The organism is Rhizobium sp. CCGE531, assembly GCF_003627795.1.
Lineage (GTDB): Bacteria > Pseudomonadota > Alphaproteobacteria > Rhizobiales > Rhizobiaceae > Rhizobium.
Map to the genome: position 1 here is coordinate 569,529 of NZ_CP032686.1, position 16,201 is coordinate 585,729.

General features: G+C 57.2%; 14 protein-coding genes and 3 pseudogenes. 6 read left to right on the forward strand and 11 right to left on the reverse strand.

Features of this window, described 5'->3' with window-relative positions:
* Positions 1 to 8: 8 nt before the first annotated feature.
* From CCGE531_RS28985 to CCGE531_RS28995, 3 genes and pseudogenes are all read right to left on the reverse strand, one after another.
* A complete protein-coding gene (locus CCGE531_RS28985; protein ID WP_120670265.1) occupies positions 9 to 1,970 on the reverse strand; it encodes a cellulose synthase catalytic subunit in 1,962 nt (653 codons plus the stop codon).
* Between the two features lie 133 nt (positions 1,971 to 2,103).
* Positions 2,104 to 3,495 (reverse strand): HlyD family efflux transporter periplasmic adaptor subunit, encoded by a 1,392-nt coding sequence (locus CCGE531_RS28990; protein ID WP_120670267.1) that lies wholly within the window; start codon positions 3,493 to 3,495, stop codon positions 2,104 to 2,106.
* Between the two features lie 932 nt (positions 3,496 to 4,427).
* A pseudogene (locus tag CCGE531_RS28995) lies at positions 4,428 to 5,404 on the reverse strand (3'-5' exonuclease).
* 272 nt (positions 5,405 to 5,676) lie between these two features.
* Here CCGE531_RS28995 and CCGE531_RS29000 point away from each other — a divergent pair.
* Together CCGE531_RS29000 and CCGE531_RS29005 are read left to right on the forward strand one after the other, a co-directional pair.
* Positions 5,677 to 6,183: a hypothetical protein gene (locus CCGE531_RS29000; protein ID WP_120670271.1), complete on the forward strand. Its 507-nt coding sequence runs from the start codon at positions 5,677 to 5,679 to the stop codon at positions 6,181 to 6,183.
* A gap of 228 nt (positions 6,184 to 6,411) precedes the next feature.
* Complete coding sequence (locus tag CCGE531_RS29005; RefSeq protein ID WP_120670273.1) at positions 6,412 to 7,563, forward strand: NAD(P)/FAD-dependent oxidoreductase; 1,152 nt, start codon at positions 6,412 to 6,414, stop codon at positions 7,561 to 7,563.
* Positions 7,564 to 7,624: 61 nt separating this feature from the next.
* On the opposite strand, the gene CCGE531_RS34505 is transcribed toward CCGE531_RS29005, so the two are convergent.
* The 6 genes and pseudogenes from CCGE531_RS34505 to CCGE531_RS34955 form a co-directional block, all read right to left on the reverse strand.
* Entirely contained in the window at positions 7,625 to 7,909 is a 285-nt protein-coding gene (locus CCGE531_RS34505) for a hypothetical protein (protein ID WP_162944067.1), read from the reverse strand.
* Positions 7,910 to 8,222: 313 nt separating this feature from the next.
* Positions 8,223 to 8,504, reverse strand: a pseudogene (locus tag CCGE531_RS29015) (LysR substrate-binding domain-containing protein); the annotation flags it as partial.
* Entirely contained in the window at positions 8,483 to 9,031 is a 549-nt protein-coding gene (locus CCGE531_RS35315) for an NmrA family NAD(P)-binding protein (RefSeq protein ID WP_348633038.1), read from the reverse strand. The pseudogene CCGE531_RS29015 and the gene CCGE531_RS35315, both read right to left, overlap by 22 nt.
* A gap of 100 nt (positions 9,032 to 9,131) precedes the next feature.
* A complete protein-coding gene (locus CCGE531_RS35320; RefSeq protein ID WP_348633040.1) occupies positions 9,132 to 9,356 on the reverse strand; it encodes an NAD(P)H-binding protein in 225 nt (74 codons plus the stop codon).
* Between the two features lie 542 nt (positions 9,357 to 9,898).
* Positions 9,899 to 10,507 carry a J domain-containing protein gene (locus CCGE531_RS29025; RefSeq protein WP_120670277.1) on the reverse strand — a complete coding sequence of 203 codons (609 nt, stop codon included), beginning with the start codon at positions 10,505 to 10,507 and terminating at the stop codon, positions 9,899 to 9,901.
* Between the two features lie 210 nt (positions 10,508 to 10,717).
* Positions 10,718 to 10,952, reverse strand: a pseudogene (locus CCGE531_RS34955) (epoxide hydrolase); the annotation flags it as partial.
* A 219-nt stretch (positions 10,953 to 11,171) separates the two neighbouring features.
* Between CCGE531_RS34955 and CCGE531_RS29035 the strand changes: the two are divergent.
* From CCGE531_RS29035 to CCGE531_RS29045, 3 genes are all read left to right on the forward strand, one after another.
* Positions 11,172 to 11,381, forward strand: a complete 210-nt coding sequence (locus tag CCGE531_RS29035) for a cold-shock protein (RefSeq protein ID WP_018902430.1) — start codon at positions 11,172 to 11,174, stop codon at positions 11,379 to 11,381.
* A 123-nt stretch (positions 11,382 to 11,504) separates the two neighbouring features.
* Complete coding sequence (locus CCGE531_RS29040) at positions 11,505 to 11,729, forward strand: hypothetical protein (RefSeq protein ID WP_120670279.1); 225 nt, start codon at positions 11,505 to 11,507, stop codon at positions 11,727 to 11,729.
* Positions 11,730 to 11,763: 34 nt separating this feature from the next.
* Entirely contained in the window at positions 11,764 to 12,144 is a 381-nt protein-coding gene (locus tag CCGE531_RS29045) for a DUF6481 family protein (RefSeq protein ID WP_120670281.1), read from the forward strand.
* A gap of 178 nt (positions 12,145 to 12,322) precedes the next feature.
* Here CCGE531_RS29045 and CCGE531_RS29050 read toward each other — a convergent pair whose 3' ends face one another.
* Positions 12,323 to 13,063 carry an IS6 family transposase gene (locus CCGE531_RS29050; RefSeq protein WP_120670630.1) on the reverse strand — a complete coding sequence of 247 codons (741 nt, stop codon included), beginning with the start codon at positions 13,061 to 13,063 and terminating at the stop codon, positions 12,323 to 12,325.
* On the opposite strand from CCGE531_RS29050, the gene CCGE531_RS34510 reads away from it, so the two are divergent.
* The gene (locus tag CCGE531_RS34510) at positions 13,046 to 13,483 is read left to right on the forward strand and encodes a hypothetical protein (protein ID WP_162944068.1); all 438 of its coding nucleotides are present in this window, start codon (positions 13,046 to 13,048) and stop codon (positions 13,481 to 13,483) included. The genes CCGE531_RS29050 and CCGE531_RS34510 overlap by 18 nt on opposite strands.
* 302 nt (positions 13,484 to 13,785) lie before the next feature.
* Here CCGE531_RS34510 and CCGE531_RS29055 read toward each other — a convergent pair whose 3' ends face one another.
* Positions 13,786 to 16,041 (reverse strand): bifunctional diguanylate cyclase/phosphodiesterase, encoded by a 2,256-nt coding sequence (locus tag CCGE531_RS29055; RefSeq protein WP_120670283.1) that lies wholly within the window; start codon positions 16,039 to 16,041, stop codon positions 13,786 to 13,788.
* Between the last annotated feature and the right edge of the window lie 160 nt (positions 16,042 to 16,201).

A 16,201-nucleotide genomic window follows, 5' to 3' on the forward strand; every position in this document is an offset into this window, starting at 1 on the left:
GGCCGACCTCAAGAGAAGGCTCGCGAAAGCAGCATCTGAACCGATCGCCTGAGATCACCCTTTTCCGCGACATTGTCTGGCGCGGTCCTGAAGAGCAGTCTCAGGATGGCATTGTGCTGATCCGGCGCTGGCGACAGCGATAATTGCGTGGAGGGCATCGGGCTGGGGCCTATCGGAACCCAGCCGACATCAGGGATGAACATCGCCTCGTCCTCCGCGCCGCGGGCGATCAGTCCGGGGATGGAAGCCCCCTCTGTGGACAAGGCCGATATCGTAACGTCCTCGATCCGACCGTTGGCCCGATATTTCGCGGGGATCGTCATCTCGATGGGCTCTTCCTGGCCAAATCTTGGAAGCTCGATGCAGCAGATCAAGCTGGTGAACGCAATCAGCATCGCGACCGACGACCAGATGAGATTGAGGCATTCGCGCGCCGAAAATTCCACCGGCGCGTCCCAATCGTAAACCGCCCGGATGACGGAGAAGGCGGACATGGCGGCGACGAAGCCGAAAAACAAAGCCGTCGGCCGGTGAATGCGGATCGTCGACCGGTCGCCGCCCTTCTCGGTCACCTTGAAAGGCCGGCCGAAGGGCTTGCGGATTGCCTGCAACAGGCTGATGGTGATTGGCACCGCCGTCAACGCATGGGTGACCTCGGTAAAGAGCGGCAGCGTCCGTCCTTCCGAGATCCAGGTCGAATAGGCCCAGAAGATGAAGAGCGAGCTCAGCCCAAATTTCATGAACAGCAGTTCGTCAGCCTGCAGCGCCGAGACGCCGGTCAGCCAGTAGATCGAAGGTGCGAGCAAGAGGCAGAGGATGAACGGCTTCGATAGCCAGCAAAAGAGACCGTGCAGGTAGTGCAATCGCTGCGTCAGCGTGAAATTGCCGCGCCAGAGCGGCCCGTTGCGCAGCAGTCCGATCTGGATCGTGCCGAGGCACCAGCGGGTTCTCTGCGTGATATATTCGGGAATACCTTCCGCCGAGAGCCCGACGCTCAGTTTCTCGTTGAGCCAGCGTGTCACGTAGCCTCGCTCCATCAAGCGATAGGTCAAGAGCATATCTTCGGACAGCGCATCATGCGGGAAGCCGCCGATCTCGTTGACCGCTCCCCGGCGCACGACAAAGCTCGTGCCGACACAGAATGCGCAGCCGACGGCATCCTTAGCCGGCTGGAAAGTGTCGAAGAAGACCCGCTGATCGTCGACGAAGGAGCGCCTTATGCCGAGATTGTGCTGAATGGGATCGCTGTTGAAATAGAACTGCGGCGTCTGCACGACGGCGACCTTGCGGTCGCTAAAGAGGCCGATCACCCGATTGAGGAAATTCGCCTGCGGGGCAAAGTCAGCATCGAGAACCATGATAAAATCCGAAACCTCGGAGAGGGCGTTCGTATGGTCCAGGGCATTGTTCAGATTTCCGGCCTTGGCGTGCGCATTGTCAGGCCGTGTCAGATAACTCACCCCGATCCGTTCGCAATAGGCCCGGATCTCGGGTCGGCGCGTATCGTCGCAGACGAAGACCCGCAGATTCCGATAGTTCAGTGCCTGGGCTGAAATGACCGATTTTTCCAGGATGTTGAGCGGCTCGTTGTAGGTGCAGATGAAGACGTCGACCGGGGGAACCCGGATGGCGGCGGCCAGCTCCTGCTCCCCGCGGTCGGCATCGCGAGACCAGTCCGTCGTTCGCAGCAGGATCACGACCGAACCGATGGCATAGACGACCGAGATCGCCTCGAAGAGGAAGTAGACATAGTTCCAGAGCACATCGATGGAGATATCGAAGGGAGGAAGCGTGTCTAGGGCGCGCCATGAGATGTAAAGCCCGAGGGAGGCCAGCATCAGCAGGCTGAACACGACCCTGTCGACTGTCCGTTTCGGATCGGCAAGCAAGGCGAATAGGATTGCACAGGCGGCAATCACGACATCGAAAGTGAGGACATTGGAGAGGTCGTCGTCGGAGCTGAAAAACATGGCCGCTGCCCTTCTCTCTGTCTTGGTTCGATGGACTGGGCATACTCTCGCTGGCCGCATGTCTGCGGCCGCCGAGCTCGTCGGAAATGGTCGATGTCTGGATCATGTCGGCAAACGGCCGTTCACGCGGTCATCAGCCCTTCCGCGGCAGAATTCCCATCCGGTCGTTCAGCAGATCGATGGCATTTTCCTCCGCATGGCCGACCCGGATACGATCGCGATCAACGGCAGGCTGCCCATCTCGCCGGCTCTTACTGCGCTGATCCTCAGATGCCATCAGGCCGATCCGCTCGGCCGATTGCCGGACCACGCCACTCAACTCGGCTCGCGCTGCCGGCCATTGTGCGGGCGATGCCTGCGCGATGCCCAGCAGCGATGTCGATGCCTCGCGGATATAATCCTCGGTCCGCTGCACCCACTCATGGGGCATAGTCACCTCGACCCATGTGCCGACCGAGCAGAACTGCTTGCTCTGGACGGACGACCGGGCGAACTCGGTCAGTCGGATATAAGCGTACAGCTCGCGCCGTTCCGTCGGCGGAAAGGGTACGGCATAGTCGAGGTCGACCCTCTCGGTCGTGCGCGGAATCAGCCGCTCGACGACACCATCGACCGGCTGCCCCCAATTCTCTGCGTTAACCTGAACCTTGGAGCTAACGGCCAGGGCCTGCGCCTGCCGTTCGGAGAAAATCGCAACGATGAAGGCCTGTCGGCAATCCAGCGTTTCCGCCAGCGTGTCGCCGGCTGTCACTTCGCGGCCCGATGCCGCCACCGGCTTGTAGAGGACGTTCGTCGGCGGAATGCGGATATCGGCGCGGGCGAGCCTGTCGATGCGCTGCGATTCCGTCATGACAAGGCCGTTGAGTTCAGCCTCTTTCGACTGCATCGTCGCGATCTGCATCTTGATCTGCAGGAGGTCTGCCTTGCGGGTGCGGATCTCCAATTGAAGATTTTGCAGTGACTGAAGCTCCGAGCCGACATAGATACCCTTGCGGGCGAAGTCGAATTCCGTCGAGAGCTTGGCGACTGCGAGCTTGGCCGCTTCGACCTTGGTGTCTTCCAGGCGGACGGTGTCGGCGATCTCGTCCGCCGAGCCGGCAGCAATCCCCTTGGTCATGAGCTTGAGCTTGCGGGCAGCCTGCGATCGTGCGATCCGGGCCGAATAGGTAACCATTTCGAAGGCTGCCTGCGCAGCCTTAAGATCGGCATCGATCCTCGCGAGCAGCGCGGTCTGCTGATCGCGCAAATCGTTTTCGAGACCGTGGAGACGCTGGGCATAGTCGACAGCGATCGAGTTCTTCTGTTCGAATTCATTTTGGAGCGCGGTCAGCTGAACCTTCAACCCGATCAAAGTCGAATTGTCGACGCGATCGTTCTCGACCGTTATGTCGTCGGTCGACCCGAGCGACGTCACCTTTCCGCTGATCGGCGTCGTCAACGGGACAAGCGGGGCGTTGATCACCGCACGACTGGATGTCGATGTGAAGAAAGGCGGAAGTGCGGACGAGGCAAATACTGTCCCCATGACGCCAAGAACTGCATAAGAAGAAAGTCTGACTGAAGCGCCGCTACTTATCGTTTTATTACTCTTCCGGAAAATAAACATAGCCACAGATCCTTCTGAACGCGGTTTATGTCATTCCTCCCCAAGTAACGTAACGATCGTTGCACGTTTTTTTGTGCGGCGCAATATAATCAAATTTATCCTATTGTCTTAATCCAAATGGATTAGACGACCCGGTGCCGACGGTCGCGGAAGCACGTCGCGCAAGGCGCGAGGCGATCAAGGGACGGGGGAAGCGGGGCGTCCAAGGTAAGGATGAGGGAGCGAAGGCGCAAGCGATATCCCGTCCCTGCTGACGATCCGCCGCCCAGGATCGTCCGTCCTCATTAGTCCTCCTAACGGAGGACTGTTACCATGCTTTTGTCTCAAAATCGGGGTGCACTACACCATGTCTCCGGTACAACGTCACCTATCTCTCAGCACGGGCAGTATGGCAGCGCACGCGGTTCGGCTATGATATTTCGCATTGGCTCGGCGGAAGATGAGATGGGGTAGTTGCTGCGAAACCAGGGTACGCGATTGGTATGTTCAGTATGCGTCTAGCAAGCTCACGAATGCCTAGCGGCTTTAAAAAGCTTCGATGTGCACTGTCTCCGACTACCTCCTGCTGATCAAGCGCATACGAGATCGAACGCTCCGGTCGAGATTGAATGCGTAAGGAGGAATGGTTAGTGCGGAAGGTGCACACACTTTAGTCCTATTTGGCAACTGGAAAACTGTCGCACTGGTAGTAGATTTCAGATCCCAGGAGGGAATGTGGACAGGAAATGCGGCTAAGAGCGCCGGAGCGCTCGTCGGTTAAGGCAAGCCGATATAGGCGGTTCGACTCCGCGGCCGCAACCTCACCTCTCGATATCACATGAGCTATGCCCAGGGGCAAATCGGCATTGAAACTACCTTCGGCCCCTGAACCGGTCGAACGCCGTCAGCCGCTGCACCGGCGGATCCGCTTCCTTCCGCCGGTAGATATCATTCCGCAGGAACCGCAGCTCCTCCTCCACCGCTTCCTCGGCCATTTCGATCCACCACGATTTCGGACGGCCGTCGCTGCCGTCGGACCAGCGATAGCCTCTTGCCTTCAGCAGGTCCTTGAGATCAAAAGGCGCGCCCTCCGCAAAGATGCGCACCCGCGACCGCTTGCTCGCGTCGTAAAGTTCGGCAAAGGGCAATCGATCGCCATCTTCCCTGGAACGGGCCAGCACCTCCAGCAGCGCAAAGCAATCGTCGACGGCGCGGTGCCCGACATGAAAATATCCACTCTGATTGATTAGATAGCCGAGTTTGGTGCCCTCGTAGCCGCGAATGCCCCAATCGATTTCCGAGTTCGAGCAGGTCCAGGCCTTCCGGGCGAAGGTCGGTGACAAGGCCTCGCAGAAGGGGCGATCGAAGCCGGCATTGTGAGCGATGATCAGGTCCGCCGGCTCAACCAGAGCCCGCACGGCCGACATGTCGATAGCCTTTCCGCGGACCATCGCATCCGTGATGCCCGTCAGCCTGGTAATGTCTTGCGAGATCGGTACGCTCGGCGGTTGCAGAGCGCTGTAGACTGCGGTGACGTCACCGATCTCGCCCTTGTCGTTGAAGGAAAAGCCGATCAAACCGATTTCGATAACTTCGTCTTGGTGTGCGTCGAGACCGGTCGTCTCTGTGTCGAGGATGACACCTCGCAGCGGATAACCATGCCTTGCAACGGCGACGACCGCACGCGGTTCGAGCTTTCGCAGGATCTGATAGCGTTCGGTTGCCTCCAGGATACGAACCATCTCCGCTTCGTCGGGCGCCCCCCGGGCTCTTGGAAACGCGCACGCGCATTTCGTGGCCGGCTTGGCGCCTGCGGATTTCCGGAGAACATGTCGAGCTGAGACGTCATTACAGATCCAACCAATCGAATACCGGAACTTTAACGGTCAGGCCGTGGTGTGAAAAGCCCACGGCCGATCCTTCGGACTGCCACCCACCGAAATCGGCAGGGGACGCAGCTGCGATCCATATTTGACTCACGTCTTTCAGACCGGGCTTACGATGTTGCCATGATACGGCAATTCTATAAAACCTTCGGGCAGATAGGCGCACGAATGCCTTATCGACGCGAAGCATTTGCAATTCGTTTGATGACGAATACCAACGGAAGAGACAATCATAATGACGAGTTTTTTGGAAAAGTGGTCCTCCAGGAAATCTGACAGGCCGAAGGCCGGCACACGCAGCGCCGTCGACGCCTTCCGCGTCAGGGTCGCCGATCAGAAGGCATATCTCTCCGAATTTGAGAGTGACGCCGCCGGTTTCAACAAATGGCGCTCGACTTGGTTTCAGCGCGTGCCCGGCGGTCTCGGTGTGACCATCGGTCGAGACTCGATCGATGCAGGCCAGGGACTAAGCTATGTCGTCCTGGAAACAACGGCACAAGTCGCAGAGTTCCTCGACGATCTTCTCCAGCATGCCGAGAGCGACGTTTCGTTTCAGAAGGCGCTCGAGGAAAACCGTTCGCGGCGCGCAACACTTCTAAGCACCGCCAAGGCAAAGGCCAAAGCGCCAGCGACGAAGGCAGCTGCTCGGAAGCCGGCAGCCCTGAAAGCAAAGGAAGCAAAGCCTGTGTCGGACGGGACGGAAGCTGAAAAGCCGAAGCGTGAGCGCAAGGCAAAGGTATAAAACACCAAGCACAGAGAGGCCTGCCGGTGTAGACCTCTCTGACACTATACGGACTCTTGAGCCTGTCAGTATCAAGCTAGCCCTGTTCATGTCTCGGTTCGGTCTGGACCAGAATGCAAGCTCTTGTTGGGTCAAGCGTCAAGAGACGTATGCAGATGGGTATGCATCGAGCCCGATGATCGTGTAGCCTCAGGCGTTGAAGACAGGAGCTTACTCGGGGAGTTGCCCATGGCTGATGAGGAGACAGTCATCGTCGGCGCAGGCCCGGCCGGGTTGGCATGCGCCGCGGCGCTCCGCGCACGAGGCTGCGGTTCCATTATCCTTGAAGCGACGAATAGGCTCGGCGCATCTTGGCGGAGGCACTACGATCGTCTTCACCTCCATACTGACAAAAGCCACTCAGCGCTTCCGGGAAGGCCGATGCCCGCCGGTTATCCAAAATATCCGTCGCGACTGCAGGTCATCGACTACCTCGAAAGCTATGCGCGGGCAAACAGCCTTCGAATTCTCACTGACAAGACCGTCGCCTATGTAGCAAAAAAGACAGACTGGATTGTCGAGACCACCGATGGCGATGTGTTCGAGGCGAGAGCCGTCGTAATCGCAACCGGTCTCTCAAGGTCTCCCTTCAGACCGAATTGGAGCGGTCAGAACAATTTTCCAGGAACCATTATTCACTCTTCTGAATACCGGAACGCTTCTGCCCTCGACGCACGTCGAATCTTGGTAGTCGGGTTTGGAAATTCGGCAGGAGAGATTGCACTGGAATGTGCCGAAGCGGGTCTTGATGTTGCCATGTCGGTTCGCGGTCCGGTCAATGTCGTTCCGAGGGAGATATTCGGTGTGCCAAGCGCGACGATCGCCATCGTTCAACAACGATTTCCGTACAGAATGGTCGATGCAGTTAACGCGCCGTTTCTGCATTGGCGCTACCGCGATATCGAGCAACTGGGTCTCAAGCACTCCCAGCAAGGCCCTCTGACCACGATGATAGAACAAGGCCGGACTCCCTTGATCGACATTGGTACCATCGCGAAGATCAGAGATGGTCGGATCAAGATGTTCTCCGGCATCGAAAAGTCGGACGGTGCGAACATGTACTTCGCTAATGATCGATCCGCAGAATTTGATGGGATTGTGCTGGCGACAGGCTATAGGCCGTCTCTTGAGACACTTCTGCCGGATTTGGCGGATCGGTTTTCGAATGCCGGGAAGCCGGCCAGGAACGAGCTTCAACCGGGAAAGGACAATTTGTACTTCTGTGGCTTCAATGCTGCGACGACAGGCTTGCTTCGCCAGATTGGGATCGAGGCGTTGCAAATCGCGAAGTCGATCGCGGCGACGGCCCGCACGAAAGTCACTCCGTCTGGATGGAGTTGATGTGGCACAAAAACATATAGGTTGGCGCGGCCCAACGGTCTCGGTCAGGGCTGTCCGAAACTCAGTTTAAATGCTCGGCGACGACCCCTTGATCGCTTCCTAAAGACGGCGGCAGCGCCTGTAAGGATGTGAACGAGCGGTCGTATAATGCCGGGCGCTCGGGCCAGCTGGCTGGAACATTATTCCACTTTGGCAGTTGATCATCAGGGAAATTAAGGAGGATACGCAAATGCGAAAGACAATTATTGCCTGTGCGGCCGCCGTCACCATCGGCGCTGCTTTGCCCGCGGCCGCTGAAGAGGTAATTGTCGACGGGCCTTCCTATGATCAAGGCTATCGCCACCATCGACATCACCATCCGTATGTTGCGCTAAGTGATCGGGGCATCTCCGTCGGTTCGGTTCGCGATCGCGACCGTTACAATCGCTATAACGATCACGGCCGATGCATGACAAGGAGCGTCACCCGCACTGATGAAAACGGCGATCAGGTTACCAAAACCATGAGACGCTGTGACTGATAGCGCCAATGCGGGTTCAGAAACCTGTAAACTTGGCTCGTCCCGGAGACAAAGTGCTTGCCTTCGGGACGAGCTTGCGGCTGCGTCGACAACTTTTGTCGATCACATCAATCGACGACCTTTAGCCTAGCTTTCATCGTCATACCTGCCTCGCGAAAACCGTGTCCCAAGGCGTCGGTGATGTGAAGATCTCCCCCGAGGAAGGACACGAACGCTTTCACATTCGGGCTGCCGCGCCGGCTTTCTGGCCAGAACGCCGCAATGCTGCTGCGGTCAACGGCAAATTCTTTGAGGATCGGCAGCAACTCACCGCGCTCGGTGTACGGTGCGGCGATATAGGTCGGAGATAGTCCGATGCCGCCACCTCGGCGGCGACCGCATCGCTTTTGTCGACGATCGTCACCGCGTTGGGGACGATCTCCCGCGAACGAGGTTGTCTATGTAGGTTTGGAGCGAGATCGATCCCCGAATAGAATTCTCAGGATACTCGGGACCATCGGCGGTGAGAGCCGTCATCCTTGCATATGAACGAGCCGCCGCGTCGGAGAAGCCCAAACTGCGATATGCGTCTTCCCAGGTTTCGCGCGGGATCACGTCAACGCGAACGTCCCGGCCAAGGGAGGCGGCGAAGGCCGCGGCGACATCGTTAGGGGAGTAACGGTTCGGCCCCTCGACAGGGTGTATGCTAATCTGTTCGATCGGCGCCTGCAGGAGCCGCGCAGCCACCCTTCCCAGATCCTCCAGTGCGACCATCGGGAGCTTGAGGTTGGCTGGGAGCATGGTCGATAGTACCCCGTCCTTCATGACGGACCCCACCATCGTATCCCAGTTGCTGTAGTAGTAGGCTGCGCGGATGATACTGGCGGGAATCGGCTGGTTCCTCAGGCCCACTTCCAGTTCGTAAAGGACGTTGAGATCGCCGCATTTCTCGCCCGGCTGCGCGCCCATGGTTGATTATGCCACCACCTTCTCCAGCCCGGACCCTTCAATCGCTTCGAGCAGGCAGCGCACGGTCTCGCGTTCCTCCCGATCCGTATCGCTTGAGATGTCAGCGTTCGGGTTCAGCAGGAAGGCCCGCTTCCCGTGTCGGAACGCCTTCGCGCAGCGAGGTCACGTCGTGGACGTCGGCAAGGGCGACCTTCGCGCCCTGCTGTCGCCATGCCCCGACCTTGTCAGGGTTTCGCGTGACGACGGTGACGGCCTCGCCCTCGTCGAGCAGTGTCTTCGTCACGACGGAGCCGACGTGGCCCGTCCCGCCAACGATAACGTACATCGATCCTGTCTCCAGCAATAATGCGGGAGATAACGCTTCGCCTCTTTAGAGGTTCCTTGCTGTCGCAGACGCAGTTCACCGACGCGGAGCGCCTTCGCGTGGACGACGACGAGTTTAGCGTCCGGCTCAATTGTGAACCCGGATTGTTGCATCGTCATCGGGCGACTTCGATACTGTCGCGGGCGCAAAGTAAGTCGCGGCCAGCGTCAACGAGCTTGGCCGGTTCGACGCGGTAATCCACAATGCCGCTGTCGGCTACCGCGGGGCCCATTGCCTCACCGCCGATCGTCTGCCGTATATGCGAGCGATGGCCTCACAGTCGTCTCAACGACGCGGGCAGCGCCAACGGCTGCCAAGCTGGCGAGTGAGATCCAGAAGGCCGCCGGTCGCGCCATCTCCCCCCGGGGCTGATGTCAGTGACCCACAAGCAGTGAGATGGTGTTTGCTGATCACGTCGTAAGGACGCAGGTTCCCTCGTGGGAAATCCGTGAGACGCCGCGACAGGTTCGAACCCCTACAGGGCGTTCCAGCAGGTATCGCACCTAACAGAAGCCATTGAGCTTCAGGATTCTATGGGCGTCAATCGTCGCCCGAAGCGCCTCCTCCGATGCGCGGTCTCCATCGTTTGCGTCGGGATGGTGCATCTTGAGCCTCTGCTTGTAACGGCTTCTAATTTCATCCGGCGTCGCGCTCGGTGAAAGACCGAGCGTTTCGAATGCTTTTGCTTCCAGCACCTTAAGTTTGCGGGAATGAGGGACCGCTTTCGCCGCTTGCCTTTGTGCAGTGTCTTTTCTTGCATTGATCGTTTTCGCGGTCCCGGAACGAATTGAGGAGGGGAGGGGCGTTTCAGAAGTGTGATTGATTCTAACGCCCCAGCTAGGACGGCTGCCACTTGCCGCTTCCCTCTGATAGCGAGCCGTGACAGGGTTCGACAGTTTCGCCACGTAATTGTAGCCTTCGCTATACTCTTTTGCATGGCCACGGCAAAACAACAGGTACAGCCCCTCAGCATCCGCTCCCACGGGCACGCGATGCATGCCTTGCTCGTCGCATCCGTCCCATTGGCATCTCGGGCCGCTTGTTTTGCGATGATCAGCCGGCTTGTTTCGCGTCGGTCTCAGGCCGACAAAGATCTTTGAATCAGACGTCATAGCGCCTTATACGGGGCTACTGCCGGATACGACAAGATTGCTCGACGCAGACGCCGATCTTTTGACTTTCATCCGAGTTAACGGGGGCAGCAGCCGAAATATCGAAGACCCAGAGTCTTATCCGCCGGATGTGGCCATCAGTGCGCGATGCGCAGCATTCCAGCAGAGCGAACAGATGCGCGCTCGATGAGTCGGCGAGCCGCATCGCTACTATAGCCGCCAGATCGATTTGCGAAGCGGCCTGAAGGCGGCGCGAAGATCGGCCGTGAAAAAGCACCGGCTGCTCCTAGGCTGCGAAGTGACCACCCTTGGGAGGCCGGTTATAGAAGATGAGCTTCGGGTACGCCTTTTGGGCCCAGCTCTTGGGAGCCTAGTAGATCTCATCCGGAAAAGCACGGACCGCGACCGGTATTTTGATGCCGCGCGGATCGAAGAAGCCGCCGGACACAATCGTGGCGAGAATCGTGCCCGGAACAAAAACTAAACGTTGACACGGCGATCGAAGCCCCGTATGGACATGCCATCGATCTTTTGCTTGCCGAGCTTTGTCTACCGCGCGATTGGCGCCGCGCTTTACACGAACTTCCCTTTCAAAAATAGTCGGTTTCCATCTGCGTGGCATCCGCTTCGCGATCCCTCACTCTATGCTTTGAAAGGGTTCATCATGACCACTGGCACAGTAAAATGGTTCAATTCCACCAAGGGCTTCGGCTTCATTCAGCCTGATAACGGCGGCGCTGACGCCTTCGTTCACATCTCGGCCGTAGAACGCGCCGGGATGCGCGAACTCGTCGAAGGCCAGAAGATTGGCTTCGAGCTCGAGCGCGACATGAAGTCGGGTAAGATGTCGGCTTGCAATCTGCAGTCCGCTTAATCGATATCTGCTTCCCTTTGACCACGGATGTACTAGCACTGCCGGAAGCACGCTATCAATTTGAAGCCAGGCAATTTGCCTGGCTTTTTTGTTTCGGCTTCCTAGCCAACACCGAGGAACTTAATGACAGAGATATATAGTAAATCTCGCCAGCAGGCGGAGATCGCATTCGGCAATCTACAGACTGAGTTCTTTTCCAAGAACAACGCCCTGGAAGAGTTAGAATCCGTGGCACAGGCCCGCGACGCAAAGACTTTGCGGCTTCGAGAGGCGCGTCTCGCCAAGGAACTGGCCGATCGGGCATCGGCAACTCCTGCCCTTCGTGCCCGGCGCTCGAAAACGCGCTGATCTCAATTGCCAGCCTATTATTAGGATCAAGATTTTGAAGAACACCAAGAACAACGAATTCTCCGACCGCCGCGCCGCATCCGCTGACGCCAGATCGGCTCTTCTCAAAGCTTACAGCGACGCAAAGGCTGCCGCTGAACCGAGGAAGCTCGCAAGACAGGAAGAACGCGCCGCCGTCGCCTCCGCCCGTGAGGAGCGACGCCTTGAGCGCGAGCGCCTGAAGCTTGACGAGCGCGCGAGCGCCGAAGCCGAGGTGGCAGAACGGCAGGCGGCCGCGGAGGCCGAGACGAGGGCCGAAGTCAAGGCACGCGAGGAAGCCGAAAATGCTCGTACAGCGCGGGTGATTGAAGACGAGGCTGCACGCAAGGCGGAACGCGACCGCCGCTACGCGAACCGTAAGGCCAGAAAGGCCTAGTCACGAAGCCTCCGACCTTCAGCTCTGCCGCCACTGCACAACGCCGACAGCACGACGATGTCTGTCGAGGTTTCACTCATACGACAGGAGGGTAGCGTCGCCTTAACCGGTTGGTGCTGATCGGAAGGTGGCGTCGCCTTAGTTGACTGCGGTTTGAGAAGATGGGCCGGTTCTGCTTTCATGCACTGATCGACAAGGAGATTTCGCGCCATGTCGTGATGGCATCGCCACGCAGTTCGCGGTGATCGGCGGCAGTCAGATGCTTTCGATGGAGAAGGAAGAGGTTGGCGATCTGGCCGTGGGCCGAAACGAAAGACTGGCATTGTCGCGCCGATTTGAACCGCATCATGCGCCGCTCTCGTCGTCGCACAACCAGATGAGAATTCTCCGCTCGATTGTTGAGGCCCTTGTGTGAACGATGTTCGATGCCTGGGATCAACTCGGCCTTTGCGGCGGAGTATGAGCACAGCTTGTCGGTCATCATGACACGCGGCGTGAGGCCTTGGCCTTTCAGCAGCTTTCGCATCAGTCGAACAGCGGCTTTCTTGTTCCGCCGGCTTTGCAGGAGGGCGTCGAGTACATAGCCATTGGCATCGACGGCGCGCCACAGCCAGTATTTCTTTCTTTTGATGGACACGACCATCTCGTCAGGACGCCATTTGTCGGCAAAGTTGCCTCTTGATCGCCGTCGAAGATCATGGGCAAATTTGCGACCGAACTTCACTGCCCACTCCGACACGGTTTGAAACGAGACATCGATCCCGCGCTCGGCGAGCAGATCCTCGACCTCCCGCAGGCTCAGCGGCAACCGATGATAGAGCCACACTGCGTGAGCGATGATCTCGGCAGGAAAGCGATGGCGCTTGTAGCGGTGCGCGGCAATGTCGGTGGCAAGCTTGTCATGGAACACCAATACCATTCCGATCAGCACCAACCGGTTAAGGCGACGCTACCTTCCGGCGGTATTCATGACGATCAAGCGCCCCATTTCCGTATTCAGCGCGACATGGTCGATATCTCATCAGCCCTAACGTCTTGTGGTCTGGTTGTGACATACGGCACCGGCACGATCCACGATGCACTACTCGCTGGCCGACCGGTGCTGATGTGCCCCCAAAATGCGGAGCAATTTATGGTCGCATCGCAGGTCGTTGGTGTCGGCGCAGGATTGCTGCTTCCTGTCGGAGTTTCAGCTCAGGCGATTACAGATATCCTAACTATCCTCCTAACGGACGAGAGATTCGGGAACGCAGCAAGCGCATTTTCGAAAAGATATCGCGGGTTTTCAACGGAATCTGCAGTTAGGAAGATCGTGCATACCGTTGAGAGCCGACTCTAGTGCGGCGAGCATTGTTCGCTCTGCTAATCGCGCGCGGTGACATGCGTCTGAAAGACAACAAGGCCGCCGGTTCCGATCCTTTCCACAGCGTCGATGACAGCTTTGATCAGCGGTCTCAGCACAACGAACGTGATCTCGTTTTGCCCTTTTCGTCCGCTCGAAAAGATGTTGCGCGAAAGGTTTGCAGCCTCCTTTACGGCAGAAGCTTAAACAGGATCGCGAGGTTGCGAAAATTCATAATTTGTTCCGCCAAGCCGTTGTGGTCACGGTTGATTCTTGGTGGTCGGGAGGCGCGCTTAGCTTTATCCCACCTGTTTAAGTTCCTTATCCTTGGTGCAGCAAAATTCGATCAACTGCTTTGAGGACATTGGTCGTGCCAGAGCGTAACCTTGCAGCAAATGGCAACCGAGTTCTTTCAGGATTTTTGCATGTTCCATTGTCTCTACGCCTTCCGCGACGATGTCGATATTTTGCGATCGGCCGATTTCGATAATCGAGGAAACCAGGCGGCACTGAGATGGAGACGTGACGATCGGTTTTATAATTTCCCGATCGATTTTAAGCCTTCGTGGCTCAAATCTAAGCAAACTCACGATACTGGCATGTCCGGTGCCGAAATCATCGATCTCGATTTCAATGCCGAGCTCTTTCACAGCTGGAATTATCTCATCGAGAACTGGTTGAAGATCGTCGAAGGAGATTGTTTCGAGCAGCTCAAAACACAAGCGACCGTTGGCTACAGGTAGCTCAGCCAGTTCGGTAAGCAGATTTGCCTGCGTCAGTCGACGCGCTGAAATATTGACCGAGATACGCGGGATACGCATTCCCAGGCTGTCCCATCTTGTAAGCTCGAACAGGGCCTTTTGCAGGATCAGCCTGTCCAAGTCGCCGGAGCGTCCCAAATTTTCTGCGACATCGAGAAATTTATTCGGGGGGAGCAAGCCTTTTTTCGGGTGATCCCAACGGGCAAGTGTCTCAACACCCGCGATCTCCAATGTGTCTGCATGAAACTGCGGCTGGAAAAACGCCACCAGTTCATCGCGATCGAGCGCATGATTGAACTCGTCCGCCAATTCCTTCGTATGGATTGCAGCAGTGCGAAGTTCCTCTGTGAATATCGCCGCCCGGCCGCGACCCGTTTTCTTCGCTTCGTATAGAGCCAAATCGGCGTTGAGACGTAGCTGACTGAGATCTCGCTGTGTACGTTCGGTCTCCCAGGCGACGCCGACGCTTGCTCCGACCACGCACTCTAAACCATCAACGAACACGGGCTGCTTGAGTGCATCGACAATCTGTTGAGCCAATTCGGTTGCCCTCGGTGCGGGATCGGCGCTCCAGCTAGCGAAGATGAACTCGTCTCCGCCGATCCGAGCCGCTATGTCGCTTGGGCCGGCCAAGTTGACAAGGCGCGAAGCCGCCGCCTGCAAGACCGTATCACCTCCGGCATGTCCTTTCGTGTCGTTGATCTCCTTAAATCGATCCAGGTCGACATGAATCAGTATCAGACAATTTTCTGGACCGGGCCTCGGCGGCTGCGAGATCATCCCGTCAATAAATCGGCGATTGGGAAGCCCCGTCAGCGCGTCGTGCAACGACAGGTGCTCGAGCCTTTGCCGTGCTCGAACGAGCTTTTTCTTGTGAAGGCGAAGTTTCTCAATGGTCCTTTGGCGTGATTTGATCAGAAAGCCTACCCAGACAATCGGCGCAACGACACACAAAGATAATAGGCAAGCATAGAGCTCAAAAGTGGCTATACCCCTGTCTCGGCCCCATCCGTCCTTAGGCACTGCCACAAGTGTCCATCGGCCATAAGTCATATCAACGGATGTCGCGACCGGATTCTTCGAGAAAGTTTCCAGGTCGCCAAGAAAGACTTGTTTGGCTAACCTCGGTTCCGGTACGTCGCTGATGGCAATCTCAAGATCGGTTGATCCAAGGCCGCTATCTCGGTAGAGCCTCGGTATGTCTACGATCCCAGAAACAAGACCCCAGAAGATCTGGCTTTTTCTATCAGTGATATAAACCGGGCACCTGACTACGAAAGCCGTTCCGCCTTGGACGAGGTCGACAGGGCCTGTCAGGACGATATTGTGGGTATTGCGCGCCAACATTGCGCTATCGCGTTGCTTTTCGTTCGTTCGGTAGTCGAGCCCGATCGCCTTTTCGTTTCCTTTTTCTGGATAAACCCACTTGACCACCATGCCGGGGGCTGCAGCGAAGCTTCGCAGCTGTGAATCCGGCTGCAAAATCTCCGCGGCGAGTTTGGAAAAGGCATTTTGGTCCATCGTCGGATTGACGGCGATACCAGCCGCCAGGCCTTGCAGCAGCTTCACATTGCTGTTGAGGTTCGTCTGAAGACGAGATGATATGGTGGCAAGTTCACCAGCAACGACTGAGCGTTCGTCGTCTAGTGATCGTTCCAGCCGCCAGTTCGTTGCAACATAGACGATGATTATAGCGATAGTTGCTGCAAATATTGCCGGAGCAAACGCGCCCATATGGTTTACTGCAGAACTTGCGAAGTCGCGCAATATCTTTGGTTTTCTTCGAAACGTCATCAAATTGCCGGTGTAGGAGACAGACCCGCATCCTTACACAGTTTCTTTAAAGCAACGCTAAGGTCACCAATAGTCGTTATTCCTGCTAAGCTCCAGTGTCTTGTCGGTACTCTGGCTCTCGGACTTGTGAGATTACACGCCGGCCAGACTGTTGGTATTA